The organism is Streptomyces sp. NPDC027672, assembly GCF_055566335.1.
In genome coordinates, this window is sequence record NZ_JBVHSO010000020.1 from 115,922 (window position 1) to 136,012 (window position 20,091).

The window sequence follows — 20,091 nt, forward strand, 5'->3', positions numbered from 1 at the left end:
CGTAAGGAGCCGTACATGCACCTCGATCACACCCACCCCGCCCCCGCCGCCGTCAGCGCGGACGCCCACCGCCCCGACGGGACCCGCCGCGCCCTGCGCATCGGGCTCGGCGGGCCCGTCGGGTCCGGCAAGACCGCCACCGTCGCCGCCCTGTGCCGGACGCTGCGCGAGGAGCTGTCGCTCGCGGTCGTCACCAACGACATCTACACCCGCGAGGACGCCGAGTTCCTGCTCCGGGAGGCCGTGCTGCCGCCCGAGCGGATCACCGCCGTCGAGACGGGCGCCTGCCCGCACACCGCGATCCGCGACGACATCTCCGCCAACCTCGAAGCGGTGGAGGACCTGGAGGACGCGGTCGGCCCGCTGGACCTGATCCTCGTCGAGTCCGGCGGCGACAACCTCACCGCGACCTTCTCCAAGGGACTCGTGGACGCCCAGATCTTCGTGATCGACGTGGCCGGCGGCGACGACATCCCGCGCAAGGGCGGCCCCGGCGTCTCCACCGCCGACCTGCTCGTCGTCAACAAGACCGACCTCGCCCCGTACGTCGGCTCCGACCTCGCCCGGATGGCCGCGGACGCCAAGGCGCAGCGGGCCGCGCTCCCGGTCGTCTTCCAGTCGCTGCGCGGCACGGCCGGGGTCGCCGACGTGGCCGCGTGGGTGCGCGAGCGGCTCGCCGCGTGGACGGCGTGACCGTCACCGGGGTCCGGGCGACCGCCCGGATCGTCGCCCGCGCCGACGGGCGCGGCGGTACGGCCCTGCCCGTCCTGGACGGCGAGGGCCCGCTCGCGCCGCGCCGCACCCGGGCGACCGGGCCCGGGGCGAAGGTCATGCTCGTCGGCGCGATGAGCGGGCCGCTCGGCGGCGACCGCTTCACCCTCTCCGCCCGGGTGGAGGAGGGCGCCCGGCTGCACGTCGGATCGGCCGCCGCCACCCTCGCCCTGCCGGGCCAGGCCCCGGGTGAAGCCCGCTACGACGTACGGCTCGACGTGGCCGACGGCGGCGAACTGCACTGGCTGCCCGAGCAGTTGATCTCCGCCGAGGGCAGCGACCTGCGGGTCGCCACCCGCGCCGAACTCGGCGCCGGCGCCCGGCTCGTGCTGCGCGAGGAACAGGTGCTGGGCCGGGCCGGGGAGCGGCCCGGACGGCTCACCAGCCGGCTGACCGTCCGCGTCGCGGGCCGTACGGTGCTGGACCAGGAGCTGTCCTGCGGCCCCGGCGCGCCCGGCGGCTGGGACGGCCCGGCGGTCCTGGCCGGCCACCGGGCGGTGGGCCAGCTCGTCGTCGTACGGCCGGAGTTCGCGGCGGACCCGCCGTCCGCGCGGATGCTCGGCGGGCACGCGGCCCTGGTACCGCTGGCCGGCCCCGCCGTACTCGTCAGCGCCGTGGCCCCGGACGCGCTGGCTCTGCGGCGGACCCTGGACGGGATCGTGACGGAGCTGGGCTGAGGCGCCGGCGGCACCTCCGGGGCCTCGCACGGGCAACACTTCGCTCAACGGGACATGATCATCCGGTTATCGGATTGGTAAAGATGCCCCGCAAACCCTGTTCTCAGCGCCCTCACAGCCGAGAGGATCCCCGCCTGAACACTTGCAGCGACGTACGGGGAGGGGCCCACTTGAGGGAGAACAGACCGAAGAGCCGCCTGCTGGCACTCGGTTCCGCCGGAGCACTCGTCACCGCCACCCTGATCGCAGGCGCCGTCTCGGCGCCCGCGGCCGGCGCCGTCTCCCGGCCCGCCCCGGACCGGGAGGCCAAGGGCGCCCAGGTCGCCGCGGCCCGGGCCGCCAAGGCCGGTGTCCACTGGCAGGACTGCCCGGCCGACTGGGGACTGGTCAAGCCCATCCAGTGCGGCTGGGTCAGTGTGCCGCTCGACTACGCCCACCCCTACGGCAAGCAGATCAAGCTGGCCGTGGACCGCGCGCGCAACACCGGCACCGCGCAGGAGCGTCAGGGCGCGCTCGTCTACAACCCGGGCGGCCCCGGCGGCTCCGGACTGCGTTTCCCGACCCGGATCACCAACAAGAACCCGATCTGGGCGAACGTCGCCAAGGCCTACGACTTCGTCGGCTTCGACCCGCGCGGTGTCGGCCACTCGGCCCCCATCTCCTGCATCGACCCGCAGGAGTTCGTCAAGGCGCCCAAGGCCGACCCGGTGCCGGACAGCCAGGCCGACAAGAACGCGCAGCGCAAGCTGGCCCGCGAGTACGCCGAGGGCTGCGGCGAGCGCAGCGGCCGCATGCTGCCGCACATGACCACGCCGAACACCGCCCGCGACCTGGACGTCATCCGCGCCGCGCTGGGCGAGAAGAAGCTCAACTACCTCGGCGTCTCCTACGGCACCTACCTCGGCGCCGTCTACGGCACGCTCTTCCCGGGCCACCTGCGCCGCATGGTCGTGGACAGCGTCGTCGACCCCGCGCGCGAGAAGATCTGGTACCAGGCCAACCTGGACCAGGACGTCGCCTTCGAGGGCCGCTGGAAGGACTGGCAGAACTGGGTCGCCGCCAACGACGCCGCCTTCCACCTCGGCACCACCCGCGCCGCCGTCCAGGCCAAGTGGCTCAAGCTGCGCGCCACGGCGAAGAAGCACCCGATCGGCGGAGTCGTCGGTCCCGCCGAGCTGATCGCGTTCTTCCAGAGCGCGCCGTACTACGACTCCTCGTGGGTGCCGGTCGCCTCGGTCTTCAGCAAGTACGTCGCCGGTGACACCCAGGCGCTGGTCGACGCGGCGGCCCCGGACCTGTCGGACACCGCGGGCAACATCGCCTCGGAGAACTCCAACGCCGTCTACACGGCCGTCGAGTGCGCCGACGCCAAGTGGCCCACGAGCTGGCAGCGGTGGGACCGGGACAACACTCGGCTGAACAAGAACTACCCGTTCCTGACCTGGTCCAACGCCTGGATGAACCTGCCGTGCGCCACCTGGCCGGCCAAGCAGCACACGCCGGTCGAGGTCACGACGCACAAGGGCCTGCCGAAGGTCCTCATCGTGCAGTCCACCCGGGACGCCGCCACTCCGTACGGCGGTGCCGTCGAGCTGCACAAGCGCTTCAAGGGCTCCCGTCTGATCACCGAGAAGAACGCGGGCTCCCACGGCGTGACCGGCCTGGTCAACCCCTGCATCAACCAGCGTGTCGACGCCTACCTGCTCAAGGGCGCGCTGGACGGCAAGGACGTGACCTGCGCCCCGCACGCCACGCCCAAGCCGTAACCGCACCGCGACGGTGACAGGGGCGGCCGGACCTCCGGCCGCCCCTGTGCCGTATCCGGCTCCTACGCCGGTCCCTGTGCCGGTCTTTGTGACGGTCTCCGTGCCGGACGCGCGGATCAGCCGAGCGGCGCCCGGGGGAACCTGCGCTCCCTGGCACCCGGCCGTGCCGTCTGCCGCTCCTTGACCACGGCCGCGTACTCGTCGACGTACTCCTGCCCGGACAGGCGCAGGACGGCGTACATGATCTCGTCGGTGACGGCCCGCAGCACCGCCTTCTCCCGCTCCATCCCGGCGTAGCGGGAGAAGTCGAGCGGTTCGCCGAAGCGGATCGTCACCGGGCGGACCCTGGGCAGGGCCCGGCCGGGCGGCTGTGCCTCGAACGTGCCGATCATCGCGCACGGCACCACCGGGACGCCCGCGGTCAGCGCCATCACGGCGACCCCGACCTTGCCCTTGTACAGCCGGCCGTCGTGCGACCGCGTGCCCTCCGGATAGACGCCGAGCAGTTCACCCCGGCGCAGCACCCCGAGACCCTCGCGGATCGCCGCCTGCCCGGCCTCCTTCCCGGAGCGGTCCACCGGGATCTGCCCGGCGCCGCGGAAGAAGGACGCGGTGAGCCGGCCCTTCAGCCCGGGACCGGTGAAGTACTCGGCCTTGGCGAGGAAGGTGATGCGGCGTCTGAGGATCGCCGGCATCAGGAAGTGGTCGGCGAAGGACAGATGGTTGCCGGCGACGATCGCCGGACCCGACGCGGGCACATGCCCCAGGCCCTCGATCCGGGGCCGGAACACCACTCTCAGCAAGGGCCCCAGCAGCACGTACTTGAGCAGGTAGTAGAACACAGCTCGCCCTTCACTCTAGCAGCTCCGCTACTGACCAGGGTTTGCGCAGGTCAGCGCATGGATTGCGGGATTGGACCCACGTGCGCCTGTAGTCATCTGTAACCACGTTCGGCAGTACTCATGCTGACCCTTTGCTGAGTTAGCTGATGGTCCATCAGCAGCGCGGTCAGCGCCCAAGGCTGACGCGTCGATGCCGATCAGCCCGCTTCTCCGGCCTATCTCTTTGGTGAGTGCGTCCGTTGTGACTGCGGCGGGTGTCCATTCGTTGGCAGGCCCGGTAAGTCAGCTTCGGGCTCGTTCACGGTGCGAGGAATGCGGCGCGGGTATGGAGGGGCGAGGACGTGGATGCAGTACGAAGCGCGGATGTGTTGGGTGCAGCCGGAGGCGCGGTGGATGAGTGGCTAGCGGTGAGTGGCCGCGCGTTGCCAGCGTTGCGGAAGTGGGCCGGGCGGGAGTCGGAATCGGCGTTGGCGGTGGCGTGGTGTGCGTACGCGGAACGAGAGTCTCTGGGGCACCGGGGTGCGTGCACTTGCTGTCTGCTGTCCAGGCGTGTCCCGGGCGAAATCAGCCGCCAGCGCCACCAGTAAAGTACGCAGTTCTCCGGGTGATGGGACCGACCATGGGCCGCCCAGGGGAGCGGGCCCGGCGGGTCCGGCCGGGGGGCAGCCTCCAGCGAGCCTTGCAACCGCTCGGTCAGGCCCGGCCAGCTCGGCTCCGGACCTCGGTCCGGAAGGGCGCCGGCTCAGCGGAGCAGGACGTCGTCTATCCCTGAGGCGCCGGCGCGCAGGCCCTTCAGGTACCTGCTGAGGCACCGCAGCAGTACGCAATAGTCCTCGACCATCTCCATGTTGTCTGTCACCGCGTGAATGTCGGGCTACAGGAGTGGGCCCGTCGCTGGGCACTCTTGCCGACGTCCAGGCCGAGAAAGACGCCCACGTCGTCGATGTCGTACAACCCATCCTCCTGAACCGGGCTCGTGCGGTGCTGGCCAGGGCGTTGGCGTCGTATGCGCGCCTCCACGTTATGCAGGCTTGCCGCCCGCGGGATGCCGGGCATTGCGCCAGACCAGGCGGTGGTCAGACCTCTCATCAGCGTCTCCAACGACGCCTCTCGGGCCCGGTGCCCCCAGGTCATCCGTTCGACAGGAGGGGGAAGAGTTATGCCAGGCCCGGAGGCCAGCGGCCCTCTTGCAGGACCGCGCAAAACATAACGGGGGGACCATCCCCGCGGGTGCGGGTCCGGCGTGGATCTGAACGAGATGAAAAGGACGGGCGCGATGGCTGTACAACGCGCGAAAGAGTTTCTCATGGGAGCCGACCGCGAGCGGGTGGGCGACGACACGCTCGGCCTGCTGGACGACGAAGTGCAGCGTCTCATCGCCGAGTACCCCCGGGTTCCCCTCTCGGAACTGTGGGACGACCTGCTGGAAGCGCAGAACCAGGTCTTCCGCCTCCTGGAGGGGGGCAGGGTCCGGCCCACCCAGCTTCGCGACCTCCACATGAAGGGCGCACTCCTCTCGTTCATGGTGGCCAAGGGCTTCAACGACATGGAGGTCTCCTTTGACGCCATGACCATGACGCGGGTCGCTGCGGCCTGCGCCCGGGAAGCCGAGCACCCCGGTCTCCTCGCACTCACCGACGGCCTCAAGTCCCTCATCTCGTACTGGGCGGACGCCCCCGAAGACGCCTACCACTACGCCAGCCACGGAGTCGCCAGGACCGACGGCATGCGGGGAACAGTCGGTCTGTGGCTGCTCGGCCTCCAGGCCCGCGCTGCCGCCGTCCTTGGTAACGAGCAAGCCGTCCAGACCGCCAACCAGGAAGCCGCCCAGAAGAGAGAGCACGTCGTCCAAGACGACCTGGACCGCCTCGGTGGACTGTTCATCTACGCCCCCGAGAAACAGCACTACTACACCGTGGAATCCCTGGTGCTGCTCGGTAACGGCGGCGCTGGCGTCACGGAAGCGGCGGAGCGAGCGGTCGCTGGGTTCAGCGACCCCCCGAGCCGACAACTGGGCCTTCGGTGACCTCGCCGGCGCCCAGTGCGACCTGGCGCTCGCGCGCCTCTTCAGCGGGGATATCGACGGCGCCGAGTCGGCCATCCGCCCGGTGCTCGACCTGCCGAGCACGCACCGCAACAACGGCATCGTCGTCTCCGCCCAGCGCGTCCGCCAAGCCATCATGAACAGCCCTGCGAGTAGCGCCGCCGTGGGCCGGAACCTCTGCGCCGAGATCGAGGTCTACCCGAACCGGCGGCCGGCACTGCCCCGCGGGTAAAGTCCGGCGGCATGTACCCGATCACCCGCTCCAGCGCACGGCTCGACCTGCGTGAACTCGCCGCCGACGACGTGGATGCCGTCCTCGCCATCTACGGCAGCGAGACGGCGACAGAACACCTCTCGTTCCCACCTCGCACCCGCGAGCAGGTCGAGCAGATCATCGCCCGTTCCATCGCAGCCGCCACAAGCACGCCGCGCACGGAGTACGCGCTCGCCGTCATCGAATGGACCTCCGGCGAACTGATCGGGTTCGGCCGCCTCGCTCTCGACCCTCACCAGCAGCGCGGAGCCACCATGGGCTTCGCGCTGCGCCCGGATGTCTGGAGCATGGGGTACGGCGTCGAGACGGTGCGGGCGCTCCTTAGTCTCGGGTTCGAGGATCTGGAGCTGCACCGGATCTGGGGTGCGCGCTCACCCCTTAATGAGGCATCGGCCAACACCATGGCAGCCGTCGGGATGGTTGAGGAGGGCGTCATCCGCGAGCACGTCTTCAAAGCGGGCCGCTGGAGGGACTCCGTGGTCCACGCGATACTCGACCGCGAGTGGTCGCCCAGTCCCTGAACCAGCCGGGCACGCACTCCCAGATCATCGCTCGCGGAGTGATCCAACCACCTCGAAGATCATTTCGTTAGGAGTTCTTAAGCTGAAACGAAAACCGGCGCAGCCGGTACGAGCTGGAGCAGGTCGTGAAGAAGGCCGTACGAGCTCGTAACACGATCACGATCCGGACTTCTTAAGGCGTGTCCACGCACACGCGGGTCGTTTGGCGGTGCGCGCCCCGAAGGCGCGATGTCCTTCGGGGCGCGCTGCAGGGGTTCGGGTTCAGGCGTTGTAGCCGCCGTGGGCGTCCAGCACCGCGCCCGTGACGTACGACGCGGCGGGGCTCGCCAGGAAGGCGATCGCCGCGGCGATTTCGTCGGGGTGCCCCATGCGTTGCAGGGACAGCGAGCTGACCAGGGCATTGAGGGTCTCGGCGTCCGGCGGTTGCATGCCGCCCTCCATCAGTCCGGCCTCCACGACGTTGGCCGTGATGTTGCGGGGCCCCAGGTCGCGTGCGACGCCCATGGTGTACCTCTCGATCCCGGACTTGGTCGCCGCGTAGTCGGCAAGGCCGGGGGCGCCGACCCGTGAGCCCAGTCCGGAACTCACCGTGATGATGCGGCCGCCCTCGCGCAGCACTCGGGAGGCGGCCCGGATGACGGCGATCACGCCGAGGTAGTTGGTGGCGTGCATCCGGTCCAGTGCGGCGGTGTCGGCATCCGGGTCGTCCACCGTGCCAGCCACGGAGATCGCCGCGTTGTTGACGAGGATGTCCAGGCCGCCGAAGTGCGCGACCACGTCGTCGATCAGCGCCGGCGCCCGGCTCGTGTCCGCCTGGTCGGACTGGAAGGCGACGGCCTTGGCTCCCTTGCCGTGCACCTCGTCGACGACGGCCTGCGCCCTTTTCTCGGAGCTGACGTAGGTGAAGGCGACGTCGGCGCCCTGCTCGGCCAGCAGCCGTACGGTCGCGGCACCCAGTCCGCGCGACCCCCCGGTGACCAAGGCGACCTTGCCCATGAGTGGCTTGCTCATTTTTCTCACCTCGTTGATTGACCCTTCTCGGCGGTCGCAACGTTAATTGTTACGACAGGCTGTTGCAACCTTCACTGTTACGACTGCGGTAACATGAAGCGTTGCGGCCGAGAGGAGGAGTCCATGAGCGCCAACAGCAGGCTGACCATCGCCGCCCACGCGCTGGCCTGGATCGGCCTCTACCAGCGCCAGGGCCATGAGGTCGCCACCTCCGAGCAGATCGCGACCAGCGCGAACACCAACCCCGTGGTGATCAGACGGCTGCTCGGCGAGCTGCGCAGGGCCGGGCTCGTGGAGTCCCGGCGGGGCGTGGGCGCGGGCTGGTCGCTGGCACGCGAGCTGGAGTCGATGACCCTGCTCGACGTGTACGAGGCAGTGCAACCCGGCCCGCTGTTCGCGATGCACCGCACCACCCCGGACCAGGGATGCGTGGTGGGTTACGGCATCCAGCCGGCGATGCAGAGCATCTACGAGGGCATCGAGGAGACCCTGAGACACGAGCTGGCCCGCGTCACGCTCGCGAACGTACTCCGGGACGTACTCGCGGCACCTCGCTAGCCTTCCCGTTACGCCCTGACATCACCAAGACCCCCATCCATGCCCAGGCCGGCGAAAAGCCTGGCAACCAGTCACGCCGAAGACCGTTGCGGTATCAGACCGTGTCCTACGAGCTCGTAACTTGATCTTGTTGTAGTGCCCTGGTCCGGCGTGACCGATGTGAGCATTCCGCCGTTCGGGAGGATGTGAGCACCCGGCCATGGATCGTGGACGACGACTTGTGGGCGCTGATCGAGCCGCTGCTGCCGCCCTGGCCAGAGAAGTCGCCGGGCCCACGGCCGGTAGCGGACCGGCTGTGTCTGCAGGGCATCCTGTACGTCCTCTACAACATAGCCTGGCAACTCCTGCCGCTGGAGTTGGGATTCGGCTCGGGACAGACCTGCTGGCGGCGCCTGGACCGCTGGCAGCAGGCCGGAGTCTTCGACCAACTGCACCGCATCCTGCTCGCCGAGCTGAACGCGGCCGGCGAACTCGACTGGTCCCGCGCGTGCGTGGACGGCTCCCACATCCGCGCGAAAAAGAGGGCGCCGACACCGGTCCGTCGCCGGTCGACCGCCGCAAGACGGGCAGCAAACACCACCTGCTCTGCGACGGACGCGGCACCCCGCTCAAGGTCATCACCACCGCGGCCAACGTCAACGACGTCACCCAGACCCTCGCCCTGGTCGATGGCATCCTGCCCGGGGCCGGATGGCCCGGGCGGCCACGCCGCCGCCCCGACTCGCTCCTCGGTGACAAGGGCTACGACATCTGCGGGAGCGCTGATCATGACCTACGGTGACGTTCCGCTGTCTGTGCGTGAAGCGACCCTGTTATCTGTGGCAAGGGGGAGGTGGTGCCCGCCGTCGTACGACCGCCCGCCGGGAAGGCGCTGACCGTCAGCGCGGCGGCCGCCGTGTTCCTCGACTCGCTCGATAACCCGAACACCCTCCGGTCGTACGGCGTCGGGGTAGGCAAGGCCGCCGAACGCCTCGGCGAGTCCCGTCCGCTCGCCACGGTCACGGACGACGAAGTCGGCGGCGCCCTCCAACAGCTGTGGGGTGAGGCGGCGGTCGACGGGCTGGTACGCCGAGCGCGGCTACGACGGTCCGGCGCTCCCGGCCTGGGCAAAGCGGATGGCTCCGTCGGACTCGCAGACCCCGGCCCGCTCGAAGATGGCGGTCGACCGGCTGATCGCCCGCCGCGACGTCCACCTTCGGGAGAAGACGCTGTGGCGGATGCTGTACGAGACGGTGGTGCGGGCTGAGGAGATCCTCGGGGTCAACATTGAGGAGCTGGACCTGGCCGGGCGCCGGGCCCGGGTGAAGGCGAAGGGCGCCCAGCCGCGTACCCGGCGCCGGGGCGCCCCGCGCGAGGAGTTCGTGCTGGAGACTGTGTACTGGGACGCTGGCACCGCCCGCCTGCTGCCTCGGCTGATCAAGGGCCGTACGCGCGGGCCGGTGTTCGTCACGCATCGCCGCCCGGGGCCAGGGAAGGTCGTCAGCCCGCGCGACGTCTGCCCGGACACCGGGCTCGTCCGCCTGTCGTACGGGCAGGCCCGCGCCCTGCCGGACGTGCACACGGGGGTCGGCGGAGTGCCGGGCGCGGGCTGGGACCTGCATGAATACCGGCACTCCGGCCTCACCCACCTCGGTGAGGCCGGGGCCAGCCTTCCGATGCTTATGGCGAAGTCGCGGCACAGGAAGCCGGAGAACGTGCGGAGGTACTTCCACCCGTCGGCGGAGGCGATCGCCGAGGTCACCAGCTTGCTCGCGCCCGGCGACAGCAGGCGCTGAGATCAGCCGTGTGTGTCTCGGACTCCTGTCTGTGCCGCCGGCTCGCTACCGGCTGGTGACGTCGAGTTCGGTGTGCATCCCGGCGAGGTAGTGGCCGGGGAGGTTGCGTATGAGCTCGTAGCGCCCGGGGCGCAGCGTCAGCGTGGTCCACGCCATTGTGCCGGGGGCGATGCCGTGTCCCTCGCCCGCTGCGCAGCTGCGGGACGCCTCGCCCAGGCTGCCCGCCTCGCTGACCTTCCCAGCAGGACCGGTGGGGCGCTCCCCGATGCCCTGGCCGGACGGCAGCGGGAGCACCACCACCTCGTGCTCCATGGCACCGGTGTCCAGCACCCGCAGCGACACCACACCGGCGGTGGCCGTGGCGGGACGGGTCATGAGACGCATCATGCGCATGCCGTGGCCGGGAGTGCCCCCCATCATGCCCGGTCCCATGTCGCTCGCGGTCACGTCCACCACCTTGCCCGGCAGCGGGGGCGCGCTGCAACGCGCACCCTGGGCCCGCCATGCCACGGGAGCCGCGTGGCGGAAGGCGCCGGTGCCGGCCAGCACCATGGTGGTCGCGATGCCCAGCACCAGCGCGGCGACCGCCCCGGCGACGATGAGCCATGTGCTGCGCCTGCGGTCCGCGTTCACCGGTGCTCCCGCAGCAGCGCGAGGCGTCGCTTATACTCGTCTTCGTCGATTTCCCCGCGGGCGAACCGCTCGGCCAGCAGGTCCTCGGCCCGCCTGCTGCCCCATCCCGGCTCACTGGTGGAGGCAGACCATCCGGGCTGACGGCCGTGACGGGCACCGCTGAAGTAGCGGACGAGCGCGACGATTGCGGCGATCACCAGCGCCCAGAACAACACCATGAACACGGCCATGAAGAACCAGCCGCCCCAGCCCCAGCCGCCGTCGTACCACATCATGACGATCACCTTCCTGGCTTGCGGCCCTCCTTGTTCTCAGCGTGCGCCGGGGGTGGCCTTGGCGCACAGGGGCAACCTGGTGCCCTGGTGGAGGGCCGAACGGCCCGCCGCCTCTTCCCGGCAGTCCGGACAGCGTCATGCCGCCAGGCGCGGGCAGGGTCATTCCTCGTCGGTCGCGTCCGGATCGCGCAGCGGACGCAGACCGCCGGGCAGGTCGGGAAGCTGGAAGGAGTACCGGCCGAGCATGTTGATGTGGCGCCTGACGAACGGGGAGAGGCGGGCCACGTCCTCGTCACGGACGTCGAAGCCGTCCCGGAGCTGGTTCACCGCGGCGTCCATGTACCGCGTGTTGAACAGCACGAGGGCGTTGAGGACCAGGCCTAGGGCGCCGATCTGATCTTCCATGCCGTCCTGATAGCGCTGGTAGAGCTGCCCGGATCAGCCGTGGAAGATTTTCCGGGCGAGGGAGTGACGGCCCTCCTGGAGGTTGGCCTGGCTTTTGATCTGGCGGCGGTAGCCGGGCTCGTCGGCCAGGCGCAGGATGTGCAGGGTCTTGGAGATCCGCCCGTAGTGGGCGATCGCGTCGCCGAGCGGGGTGGGCCGACCGTCGCGGGACAGCATCCGGATCACGTCGTACGCGCGCACGGCGCCGGTGTGGATGGAGCCGATGATCCGCAGGATGTCCTCCCAGTGCCGTTCGATCCTGGCGAGGTCGACCCGGCCGCGGGCCGCGTCCTGGAAGGCGCCGTAGTCAGCGGCGCGGTCGATGCGCCACATCTTCTGATCCGGCAGGTCAGCGAGCTGCGGCGCGTACGCGAACCTCGCCAAGGTGAGCAGCCCGAAGACAATGTCGCTGTAAGACGCCGTTTCTGATGGTGTGATCACTCGTTGAGCCGTGCATGACGGATCTGGTGGAACGGTTGGTGCCGGGCGAGTTGTGGACGCTGTTTCGGCGGGTGGTCCCGCCGACGGATGTCAGACGCCCACAGGGTGGCGGTCGCCGACGGGCAGGGGACCGTGAATGCCTGGCGGCGATCATCTTCGTCGCCACCTCGGGCTGCACCTGGCGGCAGCTGCCGCCGGTGTTCGGGCCGGCCTGGCCCACGGTCTACCGGCGCTTTGCCCAGTGGAGCCGGGACCGGGTGTGGGCCCGGCTGCACCGCGTCATCCTCGACGAACTCGGCACCCGGGGTGAGCTGGACTGGTCGCGGTGCGCGATCGACTCCGTCAGCGTCCGGGCGGCAAAAGGGGGCCACTGACGGGACCGAATCCGACCGATCGCGGCAAGCCGGGATCGAAAATCCACCTCATCACCGACCGCAACGGCGTGCCGCTGTCGCTGGGTGTCTCCGGCGCCAACATGCACGACAGCCTCGGCCTGGAACCGCTCGTGCGCGGGGTCCCGCCCATCCGCTCCCGCCGCGGACCCCGCCGCCGGCGTCCGGCCAAGCTCCATGCCGACAAGGGCTACGACTACGACCACCTGCGGAAATGGCTTCGCGAGCGTCGCATCCGCCACCGTATCGCCCGCAAGGGTATCGAGTCCTCCACGCGGCTCGGCCGGCACCGCTGGGTCGTCGAGAGAACGGTCTCCTGGCTGGCCGGATGCCGAAGGCTGCACCGCCGGTACGAGCGAAAGGCCGAGCACTTCCTGGCCTTCGTCGGCATCGCCGCAGCCCTCATCAGCTACCGCCGACTCACCAACTGAAACGACGTCTTACACAGACAAGGGCTTGCCGACGGACCCGCTGCAGATCCAGAGCATCACCCTCACCCCCGATCCGCCCGCACCGAACGGGACCCTCAAGGCCGTCATCAAGGGGGTCGCCCAGGAGGTGATCGACCCCGGTGCCTACATCGACGTCACGGTCAAGCTCGGACTGATCAAGGTGTTCTCGAAGAAGTACGACCTCGACCAGAAGCTGAAGGGGGACACCTCCCAGGGCTGGACTCTGACCGCCGCCCCGGACACCGCTGCGCCCATCAACCGCGGTGCGGTCGAGGTCACCTTCACCATGGATCTCTCCGAGACCCCGCGGGCCAAGCTCACCGTGAGCGTGCAAGCCTTCACCAGCTCCGAAAATGACCTGGCCTGCATCGACTTCTTGCGCGATCTCACGCGCTGACCCCCGAACCCGCAGTGCTCCCAGTGACGGCCTGCACGCGACTGGGGACACCTGGGTTCCGTGGCGGCACTGCTGGCGCAGGCCCGATGGAAATCGGTCTGTTCAACGAGCGTGCCCAGGACACCGTCGCCTTCGAGGACGACCTGCTGCTGGAGCCGTTCCATCAGCTCGGGGCTGGTGCCGCTGCCGAGGCCGGTGAGGTCGACCCGGGTCGGCCGGCGCGCGGCGATGATGTCCGGCCCGGCCGGTGCGCCGGTCTCCTCGGCGTCGGCGTCGGCGGCCCCGTCGGCCGGCGCCCAGGACAATCACTGTGCACTCCATGACCCATCGTCCACGCGGCCCGCGGTGGATTCACCCGGGACACTCTGGCCGCTCTGAGCGCTGATCAGACCATGATCAACGGCTTGGCGCTAACGGCTGTACCGATGTTCCCCGAGGCCGGGTTACGCCCGCACGCCGACCGGCGCGGCAGGAGCTGGCGAGCCAGCTCGAAGCCCTCTAACGTTCAGCCGTGCAGCTCGATGTGCAGCCGGATCGTGGTGCCGTCTTGCGGGGTGGAGCGGATCTGGACGAGGTCGCACAGCTGGTGCACCAGCCACAGTCCTCGTCCGCCGATCTGCGTGCGGGTGGGTCTGGTCCGGCCGGCGAGCGGGTCGCTGATGTAGCCGGCGTCGCGGAACTCGCATACCAGGCGGTGGGCCTCGGTCCAGGTGCGCAGCACGCCATGGCCGCCGCCGTGGCGGATGCTGTTGGTGGCGACTTCGGTGGCGGCCAGGTGCAACTCGCGCAGCCGCCGGCCGCTCAGGCCGAGCAGTTCGGCGCAGGCGGTGATCTTCTCTCGCAGCGCGGGCAGGTCTCCGCTTGCGTAGGCGAATTCCTCGTACGGGTCGCAGGGGTGGGTCAGCGGAGAGAAGTCGAAGGGGGCCTGCGGGTCGAAACCGGTGCAGGAAGCGCTACGGCCGTCGCTGCGGATCTCGGGGTGGCAGCGGGTCATCTGCTCCAGCGCCGCCTGCTCACCTCCGAGGTCATAGGGGCACAACAGCCACCAGGCCGGACCGTCGGCGAACGCCCTGTTCAGCAGCCACTCGTGGTAGCGCAGCTCCTCCACCTCGGCGCGGGAGCGGGCCTGGTCCCAGGGAGACTCGCCGATCCCGCGCACGGGGCGGCCCTGCGCGGCATACTCTGCGATCCACTCCTGCCAGGCTGCGATGAGCCGGCCCGGATGGTGCGCCAGAGGGCTGGTGTCGACGTACTGCACCGCGTCGTCGTCGGGGATCTGCGCCCGCAGCAAGGACGCCTTGTCCCCAGGGACGGCCACGACGACGGCCTCGCCGCCGTCGACGGCCTCACGGATGAAGTCCACGGTGCCCTCGAGGAACTCGTGCCGGCCCTGGTACGGGTACAGCTCGTGCCGGTAGCCCTTGCCCGAGGGTTCGGTGCGGGGAAGGGAGGAGGTCACGGCGCCATCACCACCGGAATCGAAGGGTCTGCGAAGCCGGACAGCTCCCAGGCCAGGCGTACGGTCTCGTTCGTCCCCTCCAGCACGACCTTGCGGTCGGGCAGGCGCCTGGCCGCATCGGCCAGCGCGCTCATTCCCGCGGCGTCGAGGAAGTCCAGGGCATGGCACAGCAGGCGCACGGTGGCCGTCTGCTGCAGCAGTGTGCGCAGGATGGCGGAGAAGGCCGGCGCCCCGTCGGCGTCGACGACCCCGTTCACCGTCCAGCCGTCCTTCCCCGTCCGGTACACCTGGAATCCGGGCGATGCCGGAAGACTGCCCAGGTGGTGCGGGTGTACGCACCCGGCCTGTTCGGGTGCAGCAGCGCTGCCGTCGCCGCGCGGGTAGGCGCACACCACCAGGGCGCCGCTGTCCGCGGCGAACTCCTCCAGAGCGAGTTCGCTGCGCAACAACCGCTCCGCGCTGCCCGCGGAGCCGTCGCAGGTCGCCTGGTGCAGCACACGCAGCGAACGGTACCCCTCACGCTCGGCGCTGGCGGCCTCACGCCGCACCGCGGAAATCAGGGACCCGTCCAGCCGTGCAGGATCGAGCACCACCGGCGCGAAGGGAGCGGTCGTCCGCACGGCGGGGCCGATGATCACCACCTTGTCGCCGAAGAGAGCACCGTCGGCGAGGAACGCGCGGCTGCGGTCCATGACGTCGTCTGCGCCATCCAGCACCTGCAAGACGTGGTCACCGGCGCCCACCTCATCAAGTGCCGCCAACGTGCGTGTGGCTCTCATGCCATCCTCCCCTCGCCCTTTCCACTGCCCACCCTACTGACCAGCACACATACGTGACGACCCTCCCCCGACTCCAGCTCGGCATCATCGCGGCAGCCATGACCATGCGCCCGAGGACGCGACGAACGACATCGTGACGGCGCTGCTGGCGCAGGCCCGACACGAAGGCGAGGAGACGTGATCCCGATGCCGCAGCGCGATACAACGCTCCCGCCGCCGGGAAGGTCACGTGCGGCGCCTGCATCACCAGCCAGCCGTTGGCACGGTGGTCATGTGCAGCCGCTGCCGACGCCGTGCCCCGCCGATCTGATTCCCGAGGTCACCGGCATGGACGTCTACAATGCCGCGTACAAGGCAGCCAAGCAGCAGCAGGCCGTCTTCGTCGCCGTCGAGTGCCAGGCCCAGCGCTGGACGGCGAATGCCGACGCCGCCGTCACGGTGCACGACCCGCAGGCCCTGCCCACGGCGATGGTCCGCAATCCGGAGCTGGACTACTGCGAGAACCTGGCCGACTCCCTCGACGGCGTCCGACCTCGTGGTCCTGGCCACCGAGTGGCCGGAGTACCGGCTGGCCGACCCCCAGGCCCTGGCCACCCGTCCGGCCACCGCCCTGCTGATCGACTGCCGCACCACCGTGGACCCCGAGCCCTAACGTACGGCGGGCTGGACCGTCCACCAGCTCGGGCGCCCCGGCAAGTAGAGCCTGGCGCCGTCCCCCGGCATACCCCCTCGACACAGGAGGCTCCGCGCCGTGAACCGTGAGATCGAGCTTCGCCGAGCAACAGACGCCGATGCGCTCTCCGCCGCCGACGTCTGGCTCCGCTCCTTCGCCGCAGCGCTGCCGTCGGTGCGCTGCGCCCACGACGAAGATGACGTCAGGAACTGGTTCACCCGCGTGCTTGTACCGCAGCACGAGACCTGGTCCTCGTGTTCAAGGGCCCGGAACTGAAGCAGCTCTACCTGGCTCCGGAGTGGCGCGGCCGCGGGCTGGGTGATCGGTTCATCGCCCTGGCCAAGGAGCAGCGGCCGGACGGGCTGTCGCTGTGGACCTTCCAGGTGAACGGGGCGGCCCGGCGGTTCTACGAGCGGCACGGCTTCACCGAGGTCGAGCGGACGGACGGCTCGCGCAATGACGAGCACGAGCCCGATGTCCGCTACTCCTGGCAGCCCGGCCCCGAGGAAGCGGGAAGGCCGACGGCCTGAGCCAACCGAAAAGCGAAGGCGGTCACCTGGAAACCGAGGTGACCGCCTTCGCGCTGCGACCCTGACCTGCAGCAGGGCCGCACCGTCCTGCGGGATGGACGTCCGGGCACGCACCCAGGACCGGCGGTTGCGGCAGGGGCGTGGGGCCCGCGAAGGTGGCGAGGGACGCCACCCACAAGGTGCCGTGCGGGACGACTGTGCCGGCCCGTCACCGTGGTCGCCCACGACTGACCAGGCCGACCCGGACCGGCGGAAGGGCGGGGCGGCGTCGGTCGGGGAGCCGCGATGGGGCCGGCCGGCGGCCACGGTGATGGCCCATCGGCGGAACGTCCGCGTCGAGCCTCCTGCCGCACGATGGCAAGCTGGCCGGCCGGTCACGGAACGCGAGGCGCAGTGCTGTCACAGCACGCCGGAGGGCAACCACGCGAGGTGGTCCAAGCCCTCCAGGCTCCGGCCCGGGTGAGGCAGCCGATCACGCCGGTCAAGAATCGCGTCGTACTCGGACTCGGCGAGCCCCAGCGGAACACCGAGCACCACGGCGAACCGCCACAGCGCCGACGGCATGGATGTTCATCAGACCGCGACCGCCGCCTGCGCCTTCGGGCGTATGCGCCCAAGGGGGAGCCAGACCGTGGAGTCGGGGACAGTCATATGCCGGTCGGAGCACTCACTGGGCGGACTACGGCGCCACCTGGACCGCCGCCTTCGACCTCGACGTCGGCCCCACCGTCCGCACTCCCTACCGGCGTTCAGGATGAGAAGCGTTCAGTGCGCTGGCGCGGAATTCGTTGGGAGAGTTGCCGTAAGCGGCGCGGAAGGTGCGGCTGAAGGCCGTCGCGCTGGTGAATCCCCAGCGGGCGGCGATCAACTGTATGGAGTGTCGTCTCAGCTTGGGGCTGGCGAGGTCAGCGCGGCAACGTTCGAGTCGGCGCCTTCGAATCGAGGCCGCGACGCCCTCGTCCTGCCCCTGGTACAGCGCGTACAGAGTGCGCAGCGAGATGTGGTGACGGGCCGCAATCGCACGGGGAGTCAGTTCGGGATCGTGCAAGTTGTGCTCGATGAAAGTGTCTATGTGGCGACGCATCGCGTGGGCGCGGGCTGGTCCGGATACTTCTCTCGCGGTGCCGAGTTGTCGGGCCAGGCACGAGGTGGCCAGTTCCACGGCCATGCTCCCGAGGCCGTTCAGCTCCCGAGGCCGGCAGTCGGGGCCGTTGTCGGCGAGCGCCGTCATGAACTGGGCCAAGATGGTTCCCATGCCCGCTCCTGCCGGGAACCGCCTGGCCAGGATCTGGGCAACCTGCTGGGACGGCAACAGCATCCGCGCCTTGGGAATCTGCAGGACGAAGACCTCTACGCTCCGGCCGTCACCTCCCGAACCGGACTCGTACGGACGGGAGGTGTCCCACAGCGTCATCTCTCCGACGCGAAGCTCGGCTTCGTGACCGTGCTGGGCGAACCAAGCGCAGCCTTTTGTCACGAGGCCCAGTTGGTACTGCTCCGGATCTCCCTTCCGGATCAGCGCGGGAGTGCGTCGCGACTGGAGCGGGGAGTAGGCGAACCACGACATGTGGGCTGCCCCGAGGTCCAGCACCGAGCCCTCGGCATGGAACCGGGTCTGGTCCCGAGGGCTGAACACCGTCGGCATCAGCGCACTCGACACCATGTCCGCGAACCAGTCGAAACCGTCCTCCGCCGGCGCCGATGCCGTGGAACCGTCCTGCAACACCGTCGAGCCTCCCGTACGTCTCTCTCGTCGCTGGTCTGCTGCCGAGGTGATCATCAGTGTGCTGGACGGTGCACGGTGAGGCCATCAGTTTGTGGCGCCGTTCCGCTGCACATATCGCACGGGAAGGCTGCACGGTATGCACACAGCTAGCCGTCCTGCGATGGCAGGCTCACGACATGCGAAAGATCAGCAAAGTTGCCCTCACGGCCGTGTCCGCTCTGACCCTAGCTCTCGGCGCCTCCACAGCCGCCTCCGCCAACAGCACGGTGACCTGGCAGAACGTAGACCCGGACACCAACATCTGCCTCGGACACATCGAAGACCTCTGGGGAACTCCCGACGACGTTGCCATGCGGGGCTGCGGCAGCTACGAAGCCAAGTGGTACGACCAGGACCTCGGCGGCGGGGAGTGGCTGCAGCGCGCCGACAACAACCGGAACTACTGCCTGACGGCGTACTCCGACCATGACGTGTACATGGAGCAGTGCAGCCGGAACGACTGGCAGCGGTGGTACGAGGAAAAGGCCAACGGTCACTGGCACCTGCGTCACAAGGCCACGAACCAGTGTCTGCAGGCGGACGACCGGGGCAAGGGGATTGTCGTCCGCCCCTGTGACTACACGGCCCAGAACCAGATGTGGGACTAGCGCGTGTCCCTTTGGTGGTTTGATCAGTTGATCGGGTATAGCTGTCTGATTAGTGATCACTGATGTGATGTGGGGCCGGATCGAGCCGCTGATGCCGGCCGATCCGGTCCGCGGGCGGCGATGGGCCGATCACCGCCGCACTCTTGAGGCCATCGCCTGGAAGTACCGCACCAACTCGCCCTGGCGTGACCTGCCCGACGAGCTCGGCTCGTTCCAGACCGCCCACAAGCGGCTGATCAGATGGGCCGTCGACGGCACCTGGGAGAGGATCCTCAGCGCCGTCTTGGCGGCAGCGGACGCCGACGACGACATCGACTGGACCGTGTCAGTGGACTCCACGGTCGTCCGGGCTCACCAACACGCTGCCGGAGCACGCAAAAAGGGGCGGCCCGCCCCTGTGAGCCCGCCGATCACGCGCTCGGACGCTCCCGCGGCGGACTGAGCACCAAGGTCCACCTGGCCGCAGACGGCAGTGCACGACCCCTCGCCTTCGCGGTCACAGCAGGCCAGGCAGGTGATGCACCCGCTTCGAGACGGTGATGTCCCGCATCCGCGTGCCCCGCACCGGTCCGGGCAGGCCCCGGACCCGGCCCCTGGCCGTTCTGGCCGACCGCGCGTACTCCTCACGTGCCATCCGCAGCCACCTGCGGCGCCGGGGCATCCGCGCGGTCATCCCGCAGCCGTCCGACCAGGTTGGCCACCGCCTGCGGCGAGGCCGACTCGGTGGCCGTCCGCCCGGCTTCGACAGCGAGGCGTACAAGCAGCGGAACACCGTCGAGCGGTGCATCAACCGCCTCAAGCAATGGCGCGGCCTGGCCTCACGAACCGACAAGCTCGCCATCGCCTACCAGGCAGCACTCCACCTCGCCGGCATCCTCATCTGGACCCAACGCTGACCAAAGAGACAGAACCTAGTACTGCAACGGTGCTTGCTGTGACTGATGGCCAGGTCAGTCGTTGGTGTGGTTATGGGTGGGGACCTTTCTGATGTCAGGTTGTGGGCG

At 69.6% G+C, this 20,091-nt stretch carries 20 protein-coding genes and 5 pseudogenes; 16 read left to right on the forward strand and 9 right to left on the reverse strand.

Annotated elements, in window-relative coordinates; all coding sequences use genetic code 11:
* Nucleotides 1-15: 15 nt before the first annotated feature.
* The 3 genes from ureG (at nucleotide 16) to ACZ4SV_RS34090 (ending at nucleotide 3,214) form a co-directional block, all read left to right on the forward strand.
* Complete coding sequence (gene ureG, locus ACZ4SV_RS34080; RefSeq protein ID WP_397941465.1) at nucleotides 16-693, forward strand: urease accessory protein UreG; 678 nt, start codon at nucleotides 16-18, stop codon at nucleotides 691-693.
* On the forward strand, nucleotides 690-1,448 hold the full coding sequence (locus ACZ4SV_RS34085; RefSeq protein WP_397941467.1) for an urease accessory protein UreD: 759 nt from the start codon (nucleotides 690-692) through the stop codon (nucleotides 1,446-1,448). The genes ureG and ACZ4SV_RS34085 overlap by 4 nt, the downstream gene beginning before the upstream one ends.
* Before the next feature lie 170 nt (nucleotides 1,449-1,618).
* A complete protein-coding gene (locus tag ACZ4SV_RS34090; RefSeq protein WP_365882945.1) occupies nucleotides 1,619-3,214 on the forward strand; it encodes an alpha/beta hydrolase in 1,596 nt (531 codons plus the stop codon).
* A 116-nt stretch (nucleotides 3,215-3,330) separates the two neighbouring features.
* Here ACZ4SV_RS34090 and ACZ4SV_RS34095 read toward each other — a convergent pair whose 3' ends face one another.
* Complete coding sequence (locus tag ACZ4SV_RS34095; protein WP_397941470.1) at nucleotides 3,331-4,056, reverse strand: lysophospholipid acyltransferase family protein; 726 nt, start codon at nucleotides 4,054-4,056, stop codon at nucleotides 3,331-3,333.
* Between the two features lie 1,243 nt (nucleotides 4,057-5,299).
* Between ACZ4SV_RS34095 and ACZ4SV_RS34100 the strand changes: the two genes are divergently transcribed.
* The 3 genes from ACZ4SV_RS34100 (at nucleotide 5,300) to ACZ4SV_RS34110 (ending at nucleotide 6,895) form a co-directional block, all read left to right on the forward strand.
* Nucleotides 5,300-6,082 (forward strand): hypothetical protein, encoded by a 783-nt coding sequence (locus ACZ4SV_RS34100; protein WP_468010018.1) that lies wholly within the window; start codon nucleotides 5,300-5,302, stop codon nucleotides 6,080-6,082.
* An 82-nt stretch (nucleotides 6,083-6,164) separates the two neighbouring features.
* Entirely contained in the window at nucleotides 6,165-6,332 is a 168-nt protein-coding gene (locus ACZ4SV_RS34105; RefSeq protein ID WP_468010020.1) for a hypothetical protein, read from the forward strand.
* A gap of 11 nt (nucleotides 6,333-6,343) precedes the next feature.
* Nucleotides 6,344-6,895 (forward strand): GNAT family N-acetyltransferase, encoded by a 552-nt coding sequence (locus ACZ4SV_RS34110; protein WP_468010023.1) that lies wholly within the window; start codon nucleotides 6,344-6,346, stop codon nucleotides 6,893-6,895.
* Between the two features lie 261 nt (nucleotides 6,896-7,156).
* On the opposite strand, the gene ACZ4SV_RS34115 is transcribed toward ACZ4SV_RS34110, so the two are convergent.
* Nucleotides 7,157-7,906, reverse strand: a complete 750-nt coding sequence (locus ACZ4SV_RS34115; protein WP_468010027.1) for an SDR family NAD(P)-dependent oxidoreductase — start codon at nucleotides 7,904-7,906, stop codon at nucleotides 7,157-7,159.
* A gap of 123 nt (nucleotides 7,907-8,029) precedes the next feature.
* Between ACZ4SV_RS34115 and ACZ4SV_RS34120 the strand changes: the two genes are divergently transcribed.
* The 4 genes and pseudogenes from ACZ4SV_RS34120 (at nucleotide 8,030) to ACZ4SV_RS34135 (ending at nucleotide 10,239) form a co-directional block, all read left to right on the forward strand.
* On the forward strand, nucleotides 8,030-8,464 hold the full coding sequence (locus tag ACZ4SV_RS34120) for an Rrf2 family transcriptional regulator (protein ID WP_468010030.1): 435 nt from the start codon (nucleotides 8,030-8,032) through the stop codon (nucleotides 8,462-8,464).
* A gap of 206 nt (nucleotides 8,465-8,670) precedes the next feature.
* Nucleotides 8,671-8,886: pseudogene (locus ACZ4SV_RS34125) on the forward strand (transposase); the annotation flags it as partial.
* Nucleotides 8,887-8,951: 65 nt separating this feature from the next.
* Nucleotides 8,952-9,245: a transposase gene (locus ACZ4SV_RS34130; RefSeq protein WP_468010034.1), complete on the forward strand. Its 294-nt coding sequence runs from the start codon at nucleotides 8,952-8,954 to the stop codon at nucleotides 9,243-9,245.
* Between the two features lie 54 nt (nucleotides 9,246-9,299).
* A pseudogene (locus ACZ4SV_RS34135) lies at nucleotides 9,300-10,239 on the forward strand (site-specific integrase).
* A 45-nt stretch (nucleotides 10,240-10,284) separates the two neighbouring features.
* Here ACZ4SV_RS34135 and ACZ4SV_RS34140 read toward each other — a convergent pair.
* The 3 genes and pseudogenes from ACZ4SV_RS34140 to ACZ4SV_RS34150 all read right to left on the reverse strand — a co-directional run.
* Nucleotides 10,285-10,872, reverse strand: a complete 588-nt coding sequence (locus ACZ4SV_RS34140; protein ID WP_468010038.1) for a sulfocyanin-like copper-binding protein — start codon at nucleotides 10,870-10,872, stop codon at nucleotides 10,285-10,287.
* A complete protein-coding gene (locus ACZ4SV_RS34145) occupies nucleotides 10,869-11,147 on the reverse strand; it encodes an SHOCT domain-containing protein (RefSeq protein WP_468010042.1) in 279 nt (92 codons plus the stop codon). Before ACZ4SV_RS34145 ends, ACZ4SV_RS34140 begins: the two co-directional genes overlap by 4 nt.
* Nucleotides 11,148-11,306: 159 nt before the next feature.
* Nucleotides 11,307-12,020: pseudogene (locus ACZ4SV_RS34150) on the reverse strand (Tn3 family transposase); the annotation flags it as partial.
* Nucleotides 12,021-12,046: 26 nt separating this feature from the next.
* Between ACZ4SV_RS34150 and ACZ4SV_RS34155 the strand changes: the two are divergent.
* The 3 genes from ACZ4SV_RS34155 to ACZ4SV_RS34165 all read left to right on the forward strand — a co-directional run bounded on the left by ACZ4SV_RS34155 (nucleotide 12,047) and on the right by ACZ4SV_RS34165 (nucleotide 13,596).
* A protein-coding gene (locus tag ACZ4SV_RS34155) for an IS5 family transposase (RefSeq protein ID WP_468010045.1) occupies nucleotides 12,047-12,855 on the forward strand; the annotation gives its coding sequence in 2 pieces (ribosomal slippage) (nucleotides 12,047-12,394 and nucleotides 12,397-12,855; 807 coding nt in all).
* Between the two features lie 25 nt (nucleotides 12,856-12,880).
* Nucleotides 12,881-13,273 (forward strand): ML domain-containing protein, encoded by a 393-nt coding sequence (locus ACZ4SV_RS34160; RefSeq protein WP_468010049.1) that lies wholly within the window; start codon nucleotides 12,881-12,883, stop codon nucleotides 13,271-13,273.
* Nucleotides 13,274-13,359: 86 nt separating this feature from the next.
* Complete coding sequence (locus tag ACZ4SV_RS34165; protein ID WP_468010053.1) at nucleotides 13,360-13,596, forward strand: hypothetical protein; 237 nt, start codon at nucleotides 13,360-13,362, stop codon at nucleotides 13,594-13,596.
* A 182-nt stretch (nucleotides 13,597-13,778) separates the two neighbouring features.
* Here the strand turns inward: ACZ4SV_RS34165 and ACZ4SV_RS34170 are convergent, their stop codons facing one another.
* Nucleotides 13,779-14,732: an anti-sigma factor RsbA family regulatory protein gene (locus ACZ4SV_RS34170; protein WP_468010057.1), complete on the reverse strand. Its 954-nt coding sequence runs from the start codon at nucleotides 14,730-14,732 to the stop codon at nucleotides 13,779-13,781.
* A complete protein-coding gene (locus ACZ4SV_RS34175) occupies nucleotides 14,729-15,511 on the reverse strand; it encodes an MEDS domain-containing protein (RefSeq protein ID WP_468010061.1) in 783 nt (260 codons plus the stop codon). Before ACZ4SV_RS34175 ends, ACZ4SV_RS34170 begins: the two co-directional genes overlap by 4 nt.
* Before the next feature lie 751 nt (nucleotides 15,512-16,262).
* Here ACZ4SV_RS34175 and ACZ4SV_RS34180 point away from each other — a divergent pair.
* Nucleotides 16,263-16,714, forward strand: a pseudogene (locus ACZ4SV_RS34180) (GNAT family N-acetyltransferase).
* Between the two features lie 399 nt (nucleotides 16,715-17,113).
* On the opposite strand, the gene ACZ4SV_RS34185 reads toward ACZ4SV_RS34180, so the two are convergent.
* Nucleotides 17,114-17,278: a hypothetical protein gene (locus tag ACZ4SV_RS34185; protein WP_468010065.1), complete on the reverse strand. Its 165-nt coding sequence runs from the start codon at nucleotides 17,276-17,278 to the stop codon at nucleotides 17,114-17,116.
* Nucleotides 17,279-17,453: 175 nt separating this feature from the next.
* Nucleotides 17,454-18,440, reverse strand: coding sequence for an AraC-like ligand-binding domain-containing protein (locus tag ACZ4SV_RS34190; RefSeq protein ID WP_468010069.1), 987 nt, complete (start codon nucleotides 18,438-18,440; stop codon nucleotides 17,454-17,456).
* Nucleotides 18,441-18,649: 209 nt separating this feature from the next.
* Here ACZ4SV_RS34190 and ACZ4SV_RS34195 point away from each other — a divergent pair, with 209 nt between their 5' ends.
* Both ACZ4SV_RS34195 and ACZ4SV_RS34200 read left to right on the forward strand, forming a co-directional pair.
* Nucleotides 18,650-19,087 carry a ricin-type beta-trefoil lectin domain protein gene (locus tag ACZ4SV_RS34195; RefSeq protein ID WP_468010073.1) on the forward strand — a complete coding sequence of 146 codons (438 nt, stop codon included), beginning with the start codon at nucleotides 18,650-18,652 and terminating at the stop codon, nucleotides 19,085-19,087.
* Between the two features lie 67 nt (nucleotides 19,088-19,154).
* Nucleotides 19,155-19,983, forward strand: a pseudogene (locus tag ACZ4SV_RS34200) (IS5 family transposase).
* Nucleotides 19,984-20,091 lie beyond the last annotated feature (108 nt).

What these genes read in the sequence shown, in the direction of transcription:
- ACZ4SV_RS34165 (WP_468010053.1), top strand. Translation starts at nt 13,360, where the DNA reads ATGGAAATCGGTCTGTTCAACGAGCGTGCCCAGGACACCGTCGCCTTC.
- ACZ4SV_RS34145 (WP_468010042.1), bottom strand. Translation starts at nt 11,147, where the DNA reads ATGATGTGGTACGACGGCGGCTGGGGCTGGGGCGGCTGGTTCTTCATG.
- ureG (WP_397941465.1), top strand. Translation starts at nt 16, where the DNA reads ATGCACCTCGATCACACCCACCCCGCCCCCGCCGCCGTCAGCGCGGAC.
- ACZ4SV_RS34110 (WP_468010023.1), top strand. Translation starts at nt 6,344, where the DNA reads ATGTACCCGATCACCCGCTCCAGCGCACGGCTCGACCTGCGTGAACTC.
- ACZ4SV_RS34185 (WP_468010065.1), bottom strand. Translation starts at nt 17,278, where the DNA reads ATGCCGTCGGCGCTGTGGCGGTTCGCCGTGGTGCTCGGTGTTCCGCTG.
- ACZ4SV_RS34115 (WP_468010027.1), bottom strand. Translation starts at nt 7,906, where the DNA reads ATGAGCAAGCCACTCATGGGCAAGGTCGCCTTGGTCACCGGGGGGTCG.
- ACZ4SV_RS34120 (WP_468010030.1), top strand. Translation starts at nt 8,030, where the DNA reads ATGAGCGCCAACAGCAGGCTGACCATCGCCGCCCACGCGCTGGCCTGG.
- ACZ4SV_RS34175 (WP_468010061.1), bottom strand. Translation starts at nt 15,511, where the DNA reads ATGAGAGCCACACGCACGTTGGCGGCACTTGATGAGGTGGGCGCCGGT.